Origin of the sequence: Mycolicibacter senuensis (assembly GCF_003284925.1) — a bacterium.
Lineage (GTDB): Bacteria > Actinomycetota > Actinomycetes > Mycobacteriales > Mycobacteriaceae > Mycobacterium > Mycobacterium algericum_A.
Window position 1 is genome coordinate 38,725 of the sequence record NZ_QMEX01000015.1, and the last position, 13,365, is coordinate 52,089.

At 67.1% G+C, this 13,365-nt stretch carries 13 protein-coding genes; 7 read left to right on the top strand and 6 right to left on the bottom strand.

What is annotated here, in order from left to right; genetic code table 11:
• The first annotated feature begins 4 nt into the window (after positions 1 to 4).
• The gene (locus tag DQP56_RS07010) at positions 5 to 676 is read left to right on the top strand and encodes a TetR/AcrR family transcriptional regulator (protein ID WP_234825536.1); all 672 of its coding nucleotides are present in this window, start codon (positions 5 to 7) and stop codon (positions 674 to 676) included.
• A 9-nt stretch (positions 677 to 685) separates the two neighbouring features.
• Here the strand turns inward: DQP56_RS07010 and DQP56_RS25175 are convergent, their stop codons facing one another.
• Positions 686 to 1,507, bottom strand: a complete 822-nt coding sequence (locus tag DQP56_RS25175) for a TetR/AcrR family transcriptional regulator (protein ID WP_234825537.1) — start codon at positions 1,505 to 1,507, stop codon at positions 686 to 688.
• Between the two features lie 63 nt (positions 1,508 to 1,570).
• On the opposite strand from DQP56_RS25175, the gene DQP56_RS07025 reads away from it, so the two are divergent.
• From DQP56_RS07025 to DQP56_RS07035, 3 genes are all read left to right on the top strand, one after another.
• Complete coding sequence (locus tag DQP56_RS07025; protein ID WP_112684242.1) at positions 1,571 to 2,281, top strand: DUF899 domain-containing protein; 711 nt, start codon at positions 1,571 to 1,573, stop codon at positions 2,279 to 2,281.
• A 23-nt stretch (positions 2,282 to 2,304) separates the two neighbouring features.
• On the top strand, positions 2,305 to 2,694 hold the full coding sequence (locus DQP56_RS07030) for a VOC family protein (RefSeq protein ID WP_112684243.1): 390 nt from the start codon (positions 2,305 to 2,307) through the stop codon (positions 2,692 to 2,694).
• Between the two features lie 122 nt (positions 2,695 to 2,816).
• Positions 2,817 to 3,731, top strand: coding sequence for an endonuclease domain-containing protein (locus DQP56_RS07035; protein ID WP_112684244.1), 915 nt, complete (start codon positions 2,817 to 2,819; stop codon positions 3,729 to 3,731).
• A gap of 15 nt (positions 3,732 to 3,746) precedes the next feature.
• On the opposite strand, the gene ipdC is transcribed toward DQP56_RS07035, so the two are convergent.
• The 4 genes from ipdC to echA20 are packed head-to-tail and all read right to left on the bottom strand — an operon-like array spanning position 3,747 to position 7,196.
• The gene (gene ipdC, locus DQP56_RS07040) at positions 3,747 to 4,817 is read right to left on the bottom strand and encodes a (3aS,4S,5R,7aS)-5-hydroxy-7a-methyl-1-oxo-octahydro-1H-indene-4-carboxyl-CoA dehydrogenase (RefSeq protein WP_112684245.1); all 1,071 of its coding nucleotides are present in this window, start codon (positions 4,815 to 4,817) and stop codon (positions 3,747 to 3,749) included.
• Positions 4,814 to 5,566 carry a cholesterol ring-cleaving hydrolase subunit IpdB gene (gene ipdB / locus DQP56_RS07045; RefSeq protein ID WP_112684246.1) on the bottom strand — a complete coding sequence of 251 codons (753 nt, stop codon included), beginning with the start codon at positions 5,564 to 5,566 and terminating at the stop codon, positions 4,814 to 4,816. The genes ipdC and ipdB overlap by 4 nt, the downstream gene beginning before the upstream one ends.
• Positions 5,563 to 6,444 carry a cholesterol ring-cleaving hydrolase subunit IpdA gene (gene ipdA / locus DQP56_RS07050; protein WP_112684247.1) on the bottom strand — a complete coding sequence of 294 codons (882 nt, stop codon included), beginning with the start codon at positions 6,442 to 6,444 and terminating at the stop codon, positions 5,563 to 5,565. The genes ipdB and ipdA overlap by 4 nt, the downstream gene beginning before the upstream one ends.
• Positions 6,441 to 7,196, bottom strand: coding sequence for a (7aS)-7a-methyl-1,5-dioxo-2,3,5,6,7,7a-hexahydro-1H-indene-carboxyl-CoA hydrolase (gene echA20 / locus DQP56_RS07055; protein WP_112684248.1), 756 nt, complete (start codon positions 7,194 to 7,196; stop codon positions 6,441 to 6,443). The genes ipdA and echA20 overlap by 4 nt, the downstream gene beginning before the upstream one ends.
• 86 nt (positions 7,197 to 7,282) lie before the next feature.
• Between echA20 and DQP56_RS07060 the strand changes: the two genes are divergently transcribed.
• Together DQP56_RS07060 and DQP56_RS07065 are read left to right on the top strand one after the other, a co-directional pair.
• Positions 7,283 to 8,059, top strand: a complete 777-nt coding sequence (locus DQP56_RS07060; protein ID WP_112684249.1) for an SDR family oxidoreductase — start codon at positions 7,283 to 7,285, stop codon at positions 8,057 to 8,059.
• Positions 8,060 to 8,073: 14 nt separating this feature from the next.
• On the top strand, positions 8,074 to 8,979 hold the full coding sequence (locus DQP56_RS07065; protein ID WP_112684250.1) for an SDR family oxidoreductase: 906 nt from the start codon (positions 8,074 to 8,076) through the stop codon (positions 8,977 to 8,979).
• Between the two features lie 93 nt (positions 8,980 to 9,072).
• Here DQP56_RS07065 and DQP56_RS07070 read toward each other — a convergent pair whose 3' ends face one another.
• Positions 9,073 to 11,874 carry a helix-turn-helix transcriptional regulator gene (locus DQP56_RS07070; RefSeq protein WP_205868813.1) on the bottom strand — a complete coding sequence of 934 codons (2,802 nt, stop codon included), beginning with the start codon at positions 11,872 to 11,874 and terminating at the stop codon, positions 9,073 to 9,075.
• Positions 11,875 to 13,047: 1,173 nt separating this feature from the next.
• Between DQP56_RS07070 and DQP56_RS07075 the strand changes: the two genes are divergently transcribed.
• A partial coding sequence (locus DQP56_RS07075; protein WP_133258895.1) for a hypothetical protein occupies positions 13,048 to 13,365 on the top strand: 318 nt, incomplete at its 3' end.

Genomic DNA, 13,365 nt, shown 5'->3' on the forward strand with positions numbered 1-13,365 from the left:
AGCAATGACGACCCCCGTGCCGGGCGGGCGCCGGATCCGTGGGTTGGACGCCGAGCAGCGTCGCGCGCAGCGCCGCGACCAACTCCTGACCGCGGCATTCGACCTGTTCGCGCGGGACGGCTATGTCAACACGTCGATCGAACAGATCTGCCAGACGGCATATGTCGGCAACAAGGCGTTCTATGAACTGTTCGACAGCAAAGAAGACTGCTTCCTGGCGCTGCTCAACCAGATCGGCGACCGGCTCAAGGGGGAGGTAGAGGCAGAGCTGGGGCGCAGCGCCCCCGACGAGCCAGGAGAGCTGACGGTGCGCCGGGTTGCCACCACGTTTGCGCACGTGCTGGTCGACGACCCGCGAGTGGCAGTGGTGGCGTTTCGGGAGTGCACCGGTATCTCGCCGCAGGTGGAGTCCCGACGGCAGGAGAACCGCAGGTGGGCAGCGGCCTTCATCGAGGCGTTCTGGCGCAGCAAGGCACCGCCCGACGACAACGCCGACTACCGGGCGATGGCCGTCGCCACCGTCGGGGGGGTCTTCGAGTTGATCGCCGACTTCTTGCATGCCACCGAGCCGCCGCGGTCGATCGACGAGTTGGCGAACGATCTGACCTCGTTCGTGCTCGCGGTCGGACACGGAATCCACTATGCCGGTCCGGCCCGACCGAGCCGGGCCGGGTGAGGTAGCCGGTCAGCGCACCAGCCCGGAGATGATGTCGCCGACCGTTCGTCGTGCCAGGGCATCGAGTTCGCCGCGACTGGTGCCGCGCAGCGGCCCGCGCAGCGCCAGTTCGGCGAATCCGTGTACGGCCGACCAGCACGGCCACTCCGCTCCCGCGCGTTGTTCCGGTTGCAGCACACCGGCTTCGACCATCGCGTCGAGGGCATCGACCAGCGCGCGAAGCGGCGGCGGGACCCGGTCATCGCCGATCGCGCTGAGGTCGGAACCGGGTTCCAGCTTCGCCTCTCCTGCGTCGAGGCTCGCTGAACCGCGGTGTTGATGCGGCGGTTCCAGCTTCGCCTCTCCTGCGTCGAGGCTCGCTGAACCGCGGTGTTGATGCGGCGGTCCCAGCTTCGCCTCTCCTGCGTCGAGGCTCGCTGAACCGCGGTGTTGATGCGGCGGTCCCAGCTTCGCCTCTCCTGCGTCGAGGCTCGCTGAACCGCCGAAGAACGCCACCGCGAACCACCCGGGTTCGTTCAACGCGAACTCGATGTAGCCGAGACCGACTGCGCGCAGCTGATCACGGGCTCGGGTCTGCGCTGAACCGCGCCGGCTTACCGGTTTGAGCATGCGCGCGGCCATCTTGTCGTGGATGGCCGTCGCCACCGCGGTCAACAGCGCCTCACGGTCGGCGAAGTGACGGTAGGCGGCGTTGGGTGAGACCCCGGCGCGGCGTGTCGCCGCCCGGATGGTCAGGGCATCCGGACCGCCGGTGCGGGTGAGCTGCAGGCCGGCGTCGATCAGTGCCGCGCACAGATCGCCGTGGTGGTAACCGGTCTTCGTCGCAGTCACCTCTTGACAGCTCCCTCGTATCGAAGTGTACGGTGTCAACATACCAATGTAGACGCCGTACACATGACATCGGGAGGAGTTCTCGTGACTACGACCTTGGGGTTGCCGCCCGTCGTGGACCGGTCGGCCTGGCAGCGGGAACTCGACGCCCTGCGAGTCCGGGAGAAGGCGGCCACCCGGGAACTCGACGCCATCGCCGCGCAGCGCCGCCGGTTGCCGATGGTCGCGATGGGCAACTACGTGCTCGAAGGCGAGAACGGCCCGGTTCGCCTGCCGGAGATGTTCGACAACAAGAGTCAGCTGATCGTCTACCACCACATGTGGTCACCCGGACAGGAGTGGCAATGCCCCGGATGTACGGGGTACACCGCGCAGTTCACCCGGCTGGAGTTTCTGTCGGCTTATGACGCGCGCTTCGTCATCGTCACGCAGGGTCCCATCGACGAAGCGATCGAGTACAAGCACCGAGTCGGCAACCAGATGGACTGGTACAGCAGCGCCGGCAGTGGGTTCGGGGCGGATGTCGATGCTCCGCCGGGCGGTGGATTCGCCGTCAACGTCTTTCTGCGGCAAGGAGATACGGTCTACCGAACCTGGCACACCGCCGGACGTGGTGTCGAACAGCTCAGTCACACGTTCCCATTGATCGACTTGTTGCCCTATGGGCGTCAGGAGGAGTGGCAGGACTCGCCCTCCGGCTGGCCGCAGGGCCCCACCTACGGCCGCTGGGCGAGCTCTCCGGAGATCGCCCAGCTATACGGCCCCGAGTCGTAGTCCCCCAACCGAGAAGGAGAAAGATGAGCACGATCACGACCGGCCTGAAGACGATCAACCTGGTGTGTGTCCCGACGCCTGATCAGGACAAGGCCGTTGCGTTCTATGAGTCGCTGGGCTTCGAGAAGCGCACCGACATCGAGATGGACGATGGTTACCGATGGATCGAGGTTTACCCGCCGACAGGTATCGCCGGCATCGCGCTGGCGCCGCCGCCGCCGGGGAGCGGTCCGGTTGAGCCGGCCGTCACCGGCATCACGCTGACCACCGACGACATCGACGCCACGCTGGCAGCCATGAAAGAGCTCGGGGTCGATGTCGACGAGCAGGTGTCCCGGATGGGTGATCCGGTGCCGCCGCTGTTCTGGTTCCGCGACCCGACCGGCCACACCCTGATGGTGGCCGAGGTCTGATCCTCGTGCCGAGCGCCAATCTCCCGACGCCGCCACGGCGTGTCGCGTCGTGAGATTGGCGCTCGGCGGGCTTGTGGATGGGTGTCGGCGCGAATCGGCATCCGCGGGCAGGCTTTCAGGCTGTGGACGAATTGGGATGGCCATTCCTGGGGCAGGAAGCACTGGCTGCCAAGGCCATCCCCGAGCGGGCGATGCGGGCGCTCTACGAGCCGGTCTATCCGGGGGTCTATGTGCCCTGGGGCGTCGAGCTGACCGCCCGGCAGCGGGCGGAGGCGGCGTGGCTGTGGTCACGCCGCCGCGGCGTGATCGCGGGTGACTCGGCCGCGGCACTGCTGGGCGCGAAGTGGGTTAGCGGCGCGCTGGACGCCGAGCTGGTGTACGGCAGCCGCATGCCCCCGCAGAAGCTCATCGTGCACCGCGACACCCTGAAGCCGGGCGAGGTGACGAACGTCGACGGGATGGCGGTCACCTCCCCGGCGCGCACCGCTTTCGACATCGGGCGGCGTACGTCGTCACGGCTGCGGGCTCTCCAGCGGCTTGACGCACTGGCGAACGCCACCGGCGTCGGGGTTGCCGAAGTCGAGGCCGTCATCGTCGCGCATCGTGGGGCGCGGAACCTGAACCGGCTTCGCCGGGTGCTGCCGCTCGTCGACCGCGGAGCGGAGTCGCCACAGGAGACGCGGACGCGATTGGTGTTGATCGACGCCGGCCTGCCGCGGCCGGAGACCCAGATCGTGGTGTGCGGCGAATACGGGGAATTCGTGGCCCGGATCGATATGGGCTACCGGGACATGAAGGTCGGCATCGAATACGACGGTCAGCAGCACTGGACTGATCCGCAACAGCGCCAACATGATATCGACCGGCAGGTGGCGCTGGCCGATGCGGGCTGGGTGATCATCCGGGTCAGCGCGGAGCTGCTGCGGTATCGGGAGGCGACGCTGATCGGCCGGGTGCGGGACGCGATGTGCGCGGCCGGATCGCCAGCCCGCGCGAGCGCCAATCTCCCGACGCCGCCACGGCGTGCCGCGTCGTGAGATTGGCGCTCGGGGTTAGACGACGAAGGAGTTGGCGCTGCGCAGGTGCTCGACCGCCTCGGCCACGATGCCCTCGATCAGCTCCGCGCACGACGGCAGGCTGTCGAGGATGCCGGCCACCTGACCCGAGGCCAGCACGCCCGCCTCGGTGTTGCCTTCCACCAGACCGGCTTTGAGCAGCATCGGGGTGTTGGCGGCCATCAGCACCTGCGACCAGGTGAGTTCCTTGCCGTGCCGCATGGCCAGCCCGTCTTTGACCATGGTCGGCCAGCTCATGCCCGACATCTTCTTGAACTTCGCCGCGTTGCGAATGGCAGCGCTGAAACCGCGCGCCCGCGAACCGCTTTCGAGCTTGTTCACCAGCTCGGTGCGCAGCACCCGGTGCGGCATGCCGTCGACGCGGGTGGAGACCACGGTGCCGCCCAGATCGGCGGCCAGGTAGCGCTGCTTGACCGCGTCCGGAACGGTGGAGTCGCTGGTCAGCAGGAACCGGGTGCCCATCGCGACGCCCGTCGCGCCATAGGACAGTGCGGCGGCCAGGCCGCGACCGTCGAAGAACCCGCCGGCGGCGATCACCTGCACTCCGGTGCCGGCAACGGCGTCGAGCACCGATGGCAGCAGCAGGGTGGTGGCCACCGGACCGGTGTGGCCACCGCCCTCGCCGCCCTGCACGATCACCGCGTCGGCACCCCAGGAGGCCACCTTCTTGGCGTGCTTGGCCGCACCGACCGACGGGATCACCACCGCACCCGCCTCTTTGAGCTTCGCGATCAGCTCGGCCTTGGGGGCCAGCGCGAACGACGCCACCTTGACGCCCTCGCGGATCATCAGGTCCACCCGGTCGCCGGCGTCGGCGCCGTCGGCGCGGATGTTGACCCCGAACGGCTTGTCGGTCGCCGACTTCACCTTGGCGATCGCGGTGGCCAGCTCGTCGATGGTCATGGTCGCCGAGGCCAGGATGCCCAGGCCGCCGGCATTGGCGGTCGCCGAGACCAGTCGGGCGCCGGCCACCCAGCCCATCCCGGTTTGCACCACCGGGTGTTCGATGCCGACCAGCTCGGTCAGCGGGGTCTTGAGGCGGCTCATGCCCGTACTTCTTTATCCCGCAGCGACTTCGGGTCGATAACCTCGCGGATCAGCCGCAGCTCCTCGACCTCCGGCAGCCGGGTCGCCGGCGCATCGGCCAGCCCGTGCACCTCGAACGAGGTGTTGTCGGCGACCTCATCGGCGGTGACGCCCGGGTGCAGCGAGACCGCACGCATCTGGTGCGAAGGGCCGCCGAAGTCGAACACCCCGAGGTTGGTCACCACGCCGCCCAGGTTGAAGAACCGGAACGCCGGGTTGGCGGGATCCACCTTGTCGTAGCCGATGCCGGACACGATGTCGACGCTCTCGCAGAACACCCGCGGCGAGTGCGCACCCACCCAGTAGCTGGTGGTGTGGTTGATGGTGTTGCCGGGCGCGCCGCGGACCCCGAACATCTGCCGGGTGGGGTGCTGCAGCGGGCCGAACGCCGACAAGTTCTGGTTGCCGTACCGGTCGATCTGGTTGGCGCCCATGATCACATGCCGACGGCCCCACGACAGGGTTTCGAAGACGCGGTTGAACGGCATCCAGCCCTCCAGGGGTCCGACCTTCCCGATCGCCGGGGTGTCGGCGAGGATGCGGGCCTCACCGTCGGTGATCACCAGGTCGGGGGAGAAGGTGAGCCGGGCGAGCCGGGCGCCCACTGAGGGCACCGTGGCCATCGGGCTGGCCATGATCTCGCCGGCGTCCCGGAACAACTCGGCGCAGGCGATGGCGCAGATCTCGGCGCGGGTGGGTGAGTCGGTCATGCTTGGGCCTCCGCTCCGAACTTCTTGACCGCCGCCTGGTAGTCCTCTTCGCTACCGGACAGGTAGGTGGCCTTGAACTCCGCCCAGGTCTCGTCGGACCTCGCGGCTTCGGCGTAATGCCGCTGGAACTTCTCGTCGCGGCCGTAATCTGCTGCGCCGATGGTGAAGTGGGCACCACCGGGTGCTTCCACGACGTTGTCGACCATCATCCGGTTGATGATCTGGGTCTGCGGCGACGTGGTGGCGATCAGCTCCTCGGTGGGCACGATCTTCTCCACCGACAGGAAGCGGCGCTGCGCCGACATCAAGAACAGGTCGTCGAAGTAGGGGTCGATGCCGGTGTAGGCGGCGTTGCCACGCTCATCGCCGAGGTTCATGTGCACGAACGCGGCGTCGAGGTTCAACGCCGGCATCGCGACCAACGTCTCGTGGGCACCGTCAGTCGGGTACGGGCTGGTGACGGTCTTGAGCTCCCCTTCCCAGAAGTCGATCACCGAGCTGCCCAGGCCGGCCCGGGTCGGGAGGAACGGCAGACGCTGGGCGGCGGCCTGCAGCCCGCACCGCAGCATGCCCTCGTCCATCTCGCGGGCCTCGATCGCGCCGGTGGTGCGGGCACGCGCGAACCAGGGATCGTAGAACGGCGGCGAGTCCAGCGAGACGAACCCGTAATAGGCCCGGCGCACCTTGCCGGCCGAGCACAGCAGGCCCAGGTCCGGGCCGCCGTAGGTCACCACGGTCAGGTCTTTGACTCCGGTGCGCAGTATGGCGCGGACGAATGCCATCGGCTTGCGGCGCGAACCCCAGCCGCCGATGCCGATCGTCATGCCGTCGCGCAACTCGGCGACGGCGTCGTCCAGAGTGGTCAGCTTGGTCGTCACTTCTTCCCCTTCTCGGTGCCGGCGAAGGCGTCGCGGTGCTCGTCGGCCACCCCGGCGAGGTTGAGTTCGAAGGTGAAGCCCTGCTCCATCCGGTAGCTGCTGTTGACCTTCTGCACATCGATGAGGTTGAGAGCCTCCTTGGCCGCCCGGATCACCCGGGTGTCTTTAGCTGCGATGTCGCGGGCCACCCGCAGTGCGGCCTCATCGAGCTCGGCGCGGGGCACCACCTCGTGCACCGAGCCGTACTGGTGCAAGGTGGCGGCATCCACGGTGGCCGCGGTGTAGAACAACCGGCGCATCATGTGCTGCGGCACCAGCCGGGACAGGTGGGTGGCCGCGCCCAGTGCGCCACGCTCCACCTCCGGCAGGCCGAACTTGGCGTCGTCGGAGGCCACGATCACGTCGGCGTTGCCGACCAGTCCGATGCCGCCGCCGACGCAGAAGCCGTTGACGGCGGCGATCACCGGTACCGCGCACTCGTAGACGGCCTTGAAGGCGGCGAAGCAGCCCCGGTTGGCGTCGATCAGCGCGGTGAAGCCCTCGGTGTTCTGCATCTCCTTGATGTCCACGCCGGCGTTGAAGCCGCGCCCCTCGGCCCGCAGGATCACCGCATGGGTGGCCATGTCGTTGCCTGCGGCGGTGATGACGTCGCCCAGCTCGAACCAGGCCCGCGAGGGCAGCGCATTGACCGGCGGATAGTCGACGGTGACCGCGACGATCCCGGGTTCAACGGTCATGGATGTGATCGGCATCTGCTGTTCCTGGCTTTCCCTGTCGATTCGGGGGGCGTGAACCACCTGAGCTACCTAAGCAAGCACTTGCTTGGTACGCTAGCACAGTGTCTGATCTCAAGTCCGGTTCCCTCTATTTCGGATTGACCGGAAAAGTGGTGCTGGTGACCGGTGGTGTCCGCGGTGTCGGCGCGGGTATCAGCGCCGTCTTCGCCGACCAGGGCGCCACGGTGGTGACCTGTGCGCGCCGGCCCGGGGACGGCCTGCCGTACGAGTTCCACTCCTGCGACGTCCGCGACGACGACGCGGTCAAGAGCCTGATCGAGACGGTGGTCGCCAAGCACGGCCGGCTTGACGTGGTGGTCAACAACGCCGGCGGGTCACCGCATGCGTTGGCCGCCGAGGCCTCGGCCAACTTCAGCCGCAAGATCATCGAGCTCAACCTGCTGGCGCCGCTGCAGGTTGCCCAGCATGCCAACGCCGTCATGCAGACCCAGGACAGCGGCGGGTCGATCGTCAACATCACCAGCGTGAGTGGTCATCGGCCGTCGCCGGGCTCGGCGGCCTACAGCGCGGCCAAGGCCGGCGTGGACAACCTGACCGCCACCCTGGCCGTCGAGTGGGCCCCCAAGGTGCGGGTGAACTCGGTGGTGGTCGGCATGGTCGAGACCGAGCAGTCCGAGCTGTTTTACGGCGACGCCGAGTCGGTGGCTGCCGTCGGCGCCACCGTGCCGCTGGGCCGGCTCGCCAAGCCGGCCGACGTCGGCTGGGCGGCGGCCTTCTTGTCTTCTGAGGCCGCGTGCTACATCAGCGGCGCCACCCTGGAAGCCCACGGCGGCGGCGAGGCGCCCGCCTACCTCGACGCTTCGAGCGCCAACAAATAAAGGAGAGAGCACACATGGGACTTCTCGACGGCCGCGTGGTCATCGTCACCGGAGCGGGCGGCGGAATCGGGCGGGCGCATGCGCTGGCCTTCGCCGCCGAGGGCGCCCGGGTGGTGGTCAACGACATCGGTGTGGGCCTGGACGGCTCGCCGGCCGGTGGCGGTAGTGCCGCCCAGGGCGTGGTCGACGAGATCGTCGCGGCCGGTGGGGAAGCCGTCGCCAACGGTTCCAATGTTGCCGACTGGGATCAGGCCGCAGCGCTGATCCAGACCGCGGTCGAGCACTTCGGCGGGTTGGATGTGCTGGTCAACAATGCCGGGATTGTGCGGGACCGGATGTTCGCCAATGCCACCGAAGAGGAATTCGACGCCGTCACGGCGGTGCACCTCAAGGGCCACTTCGCCACCATGAAGCATGCCGCCGCCTACTGGCGGGCGCAGTCCAAGGCCGGCGAGACCGTGGACGCCCGCATCATCAACACCAGTTCGGGTGCCGGTCTGCAGGGCAGTGTCGGGCAGGCTACCTACAGCGCTTCCAAGGCCGGTATTGCCGCGCTGACGCTGGTCGCCGCGGCCGAGATGGGCCGCTACGGCGTGACCGTCAACGCCATCGCCCCGTCAGCGCGCACCCGGATGACCGAGACGGTGTTCGCCGACATGATGGCGACGCAGGACCAGGCGTTCGACGCGATGGCGCCGGAGAACGTCAGCCCGCTGGTGGTGTGGCTGGGCAGCGTGGAATCCAAGGACGTGACCGGCAAGGTCTTCGAGGTCGAGGGCGGCAAGATCCGCGTCGCCGAGGGCTGGGCGCACGGTCCGCAGATCGACAAGGGTGCGCGCTGGGATCCGGCCGAATTGGGCCCGGTCGTCAGCGACCTGCTGGCCCAGGCGCGCACGCCGGTGCCGGTGTACGGGGCCTGAGTCGTCGGACAGTGAGGTGCCGCTGCGACGACCGGTCTTGTTCGCCGCACTCGCACGCTTCGCCTGATACGTCGCGGGGCAACGTCGTCGGGCTCAGATATGCCTTGCCGCTTCCTGGACGAGTTGCACGCGGGAAGAGATACCGAGCTTGGTATAGATGTGGTTCAGGTGGGAGTGCACGGTTCGCGGCGAGATGCTCAGTTTCGAGGCGATGTCCTTGTCGCGGAGTCCAGCACTGACGAGCCGGATCACGTTGTGTTCGGCCGGAGTCAGCGAAGCCCAACCACGCGACGGGCGTTTACGCCTGCCTTCGGTGCTGGACGCGTAGGCGATGGCCTCAGCGATCGACGATGCAGTTCCCTGGTCCCAATGACGCTCAAAGTCGTCCTGCCGCATTGCTTCTCGTAGAGTGTTGAGTGCGTCGGTGTATTCGGCGTCGTACACCTTGGAGCGGGCCGTGCCGACGATATCTCGGGCACTGGCCGCCAGGCCGAAAAGCCGTGCTGCGCGAGGGTGTTGGCCCGCAGCGCAGTTCACTGCTGCTAGCGACTCGATTAGTTCGGGGACGGCCAGGTATCCCCCGGTTTCCGCGGCGATCGCCAACGCGTGACGCGCGTCTTCCTCGGCCTGCTTGAGTTTCCCCTCGGCCATCGCTACCCGGGCACGTATCTCCAGTAGCAGTACCCGCTGGAATCCGGAACCCACGGCAAGCGCCTCGTCGGCCAGGTGGCGCGCCGTGACCAGGTCGCCGGACGCCAACGCGGCCCTGGCGACCGGATTGCCGGTTATTGCCAGCAGTTGCGGCAGTGCGCACGTGTCAAACGCTGCGGCACCGGCGCCGACCGCACCGGACACATCACCGGCGGCCAGCGACACGTCCGCCACCGTCCCGAAGCTGACGGCACGGTGGAAGTCGATGAGGTCCGTGGCAGCCTCGACGCACGCGTCCGCTGCGGCCCGGGCACCTCGGGTATCCCCTTGGCACGCAAGGGCCTCGGCCAGGACGGCCAGACTCTGGGTGCTGAACAGCGGATCGCCTGCTGCCTCGGCCTCGACAGCCACGCTCCGGGTCTTCTCGACGGCCATGGTGAGTTCGCCCCGATGAAGGTGTGTCAATCCCAAGCAGAGCCGGCACAGGCGCGAAACCGACCAGTCGCCGACCGCGTCGGCGAGGCGCTGCCCTTTCTCCGCGGCCACGCGCGTGGTGGCCAGGTCCCCGGCGACGAAGGCGGAATAGGCCTGTACGCCATATATCTGCGCCAGCCGCCAATCGTCGTCGAGGGCGGGAGACAGTGCGATGGCCTGCTCGAAGTAGGGCAGGGCCAGCTCAGGGCTGTAGCTCGAGGTGAAACCGCAGGCTGCCAGCGACCAGGCGAGCAGGGCCGGGTCATCGAGACGCCGCGCGATGGCGACTGCCTCCTCAGCTTGATCGGCATGGCCGTAGTCGCCGGTCAACGCCTCGAAGATGGCCTTGTCGGCGAGAGCGCGGGCGCGCGCGGCAGGTGCCATCGAGGCGGGCGTGGTGAGAACGGCATCGAACCACGCCAGGCCCTCCAAGGTCTGACTATGGATCCACAGCGGGAACAACGACGAGGCGAGATGTGCGGCCAGCTCGATGTCGCCATGTTCACGACTCCAGTTGAAGGCGGCCCTGAGGTTGTCGATCTCGAGTTCGGCCTGCGCAATGTGCCATCCGTACCCGGCGGTCACCCCGGCGTCGAACAGTGCTGTGTAGTGGTCACGGTGGCGCGCCCGGATGGCCTCAGCTTCCCCGGCCTGCTCCAGCTTCTCCAGGGCGTACTGCTGCACAGTCTGCAGCAGCCGGAACCGCGTCGATTCTCCGGTGCTGTCGGCTATCACCAGCGATTTATCCACCAGCTGCGTGAGTTTGTCGACGATGTGTCCACGCGGCAGGTCAGTGCTGCCGGCGACAGCGTGGGCGGCGTCAAGGTCGAACCCGCCCCGAAACGGCGCCAATCGGCGAAACACCACGCGTTCGGATTCGCTCAACAAATCGTGCGACCAGTCCTCCGACGCTCTCAGCGTCTGTTGGCGCGGCACCGCAGTGCGCGCGCCACCGGTCAACAGTTGGAAGCGTTCGCCTAGCCCGTCGGCGATCTCGGTCAGCGACAACGCTCGGGCGCGTGTCGCGGCAAGCTCGATGGCCAACGGCACCCCATCCAGCCGCTGGCAGATCTCGGCTACCAAGGCGGCATCGTCGGTGGTGCCGGTGAAACCCGGCCGAACCAGCCGAGCGCGCTGACGGAACAAGTCGACAGCCTCGTCGGCCGGCGAGAGCGAGGGGGTCGTCCAGGTCACCTCGCCGGCCACGCCAATGGGTTCCCGACTTGTCGCCACGATTGTCAGCTCCGCGCTGGCGGCCAATAGCGTGGCGATCAGCCGTGCGCACGCGTCCAGGAGGTGCTCACAATTGTCGAGCACCATCAGCAATTGCCGGCCTGCGATCAAGGACACCAGAGTGTCGAGTGGGGAGCGGTCGGGTCGATCAGGCAGGCCCAGCGTTTTCGCTACTCGCTCGGGAATCAGTTCGGGATCAGTGATCGGCGACAGATCTACACACCATGCCCCGTCGCGGTACCTGCCGGCCACCTCATCGGCCAGTTGCAGCGCCAGCCGTGTCTTGCCGACTCCACCGGTGCCGGTCAACGTCACAAGCCGGTTGCCGTCAACGAGCCGCCGGAGCTCGGTCAGTTCCGCATCGCGTCCGACGAAACTGGTCAGCGGCGTCGGAAAATGCGGCTCGGCCACCGGTTTTCCCGTTAAAAGGGGCGGAAAATCGGTGACGAGGTCGCGGTGGCAGAGTTGGCTCACGCGCTCCGGATACGGTCGGCCGGGAAGCCGATGAACACCCAGATCATGCAGCCACGCCTCCAAGGGAAGCCGATCACCCACCAACTCCCGGGCCGTCTCCGACAACACCGTCTGACCGGCATGGGCCAGGTCGCATAGCCGCGCGGCGCGGTTCACCAGGGATCTCGGGTACGCATCCGGTTCGACCGGCGGCACCTCGTCGGCGTGCACTGCGATTCGCGGCTGGATGGGTGCCGAAGGCGTGCGCTGCAGCGCTATAGCGCACGCCACCGCGGCACCGGTGTCCGCGAACCCGGCGGCGAACCTGTCTCGGCGGTCCTGCTCCGTCAGGCGGATACCGCGGTGGCCGGCCACCACCTCGGCCAGCGTGCGCTCCAGCCACGAGAGCGCGGCGGTCGACAACGACTCCGTACCGGGCTGCCACTGTGGCCGGGGATCCCCGGCGTCTACCACCAGGACCGTCCGCGCTACGGCAGGCGCGAAACCCGCCTCGCTCGCGTTCGACAAGATGTACCGTCCCTACCAGCCGCAATGGTCATGCGAGCGGCTGGCCCTGCTGTCCAGGATGGAGCGCGGCGATACGTCTTGGTTCCCGACCATGTAGGTATTTCTACCGGTACTTCCGCGAGTGCGCCATTGGCCACTTTTGAGAACTTTTGCCGATGTTGTCGGAGGCGCAGTGCCGGACAGTGGTCGGGACGGGCTGCGCTTGCCCGCTGCGCGCCGGACGGTTTGATCTTCGCCCCGCAGCGGTCCACCTGATCGCGACCTTCCGAGCGAAGCACCGAGCAGCGGCGGCGGCTCTTCATGGCCATGGTCATGCGGGCGCGAGCGGGGCGCGGGCCCGTTCCTTTGACGTGTTGCGGCTGCCGGGCATGGCGATTCCAGCAAACCGAAATTAAAGGTGATCCCGATACGCACGCTGTCCTCTAATGCGCACTCAGGTCTAGGTATATAAAGGAGGGTCGGTAAAAATACTTATACGCCCAGCCGACTTGCTGTGAATAATGCCGACTGCTGAATGTGACGGGCGTCGCAGCAGTGTGACGGTGGTCTCAAAACGCCGTTGCAACAGTCGCTTTCGTCATTCCAGCCGGGAGTGAAATGCACATATCAACATGATATTCATCACAGTTTATGGTCCCTAAGTTGTCCATCAGTGGACGCCTGGCCATAATTCGAACCTTCAGGAATTCTTAGTAGAAACTGTTGAGAGGTTCTTCCATGGGTCGGCGAGTGTCTAGCAAATTGGTACGTTCGTCGGGTCGGGGTTCGGTGCGGCGTCGCGTGGTGGGCGCGTCGAGTTCGGTGGCGGCGTTTTTGGCGTTTGGGGTGGCTCCGGTGGTGGCGGCGCCGAGTGCGCAGGCCGATGATTTCGGGCTGGATGCGTTCTGGGATTTCTTCGGTGTCGGTGATGGTGGCGTTGCGTCGGACTTTGAGCTGTTCGATGTGTCGACGTGGGGTGTGCCCGGTGTGGCTGAGGGTGGCTTGTTCGGGTTGTGGGATGCCGATCATGCCGAGTTGTGGCAGGAGACGTTCTATCTGCCGTTGCAT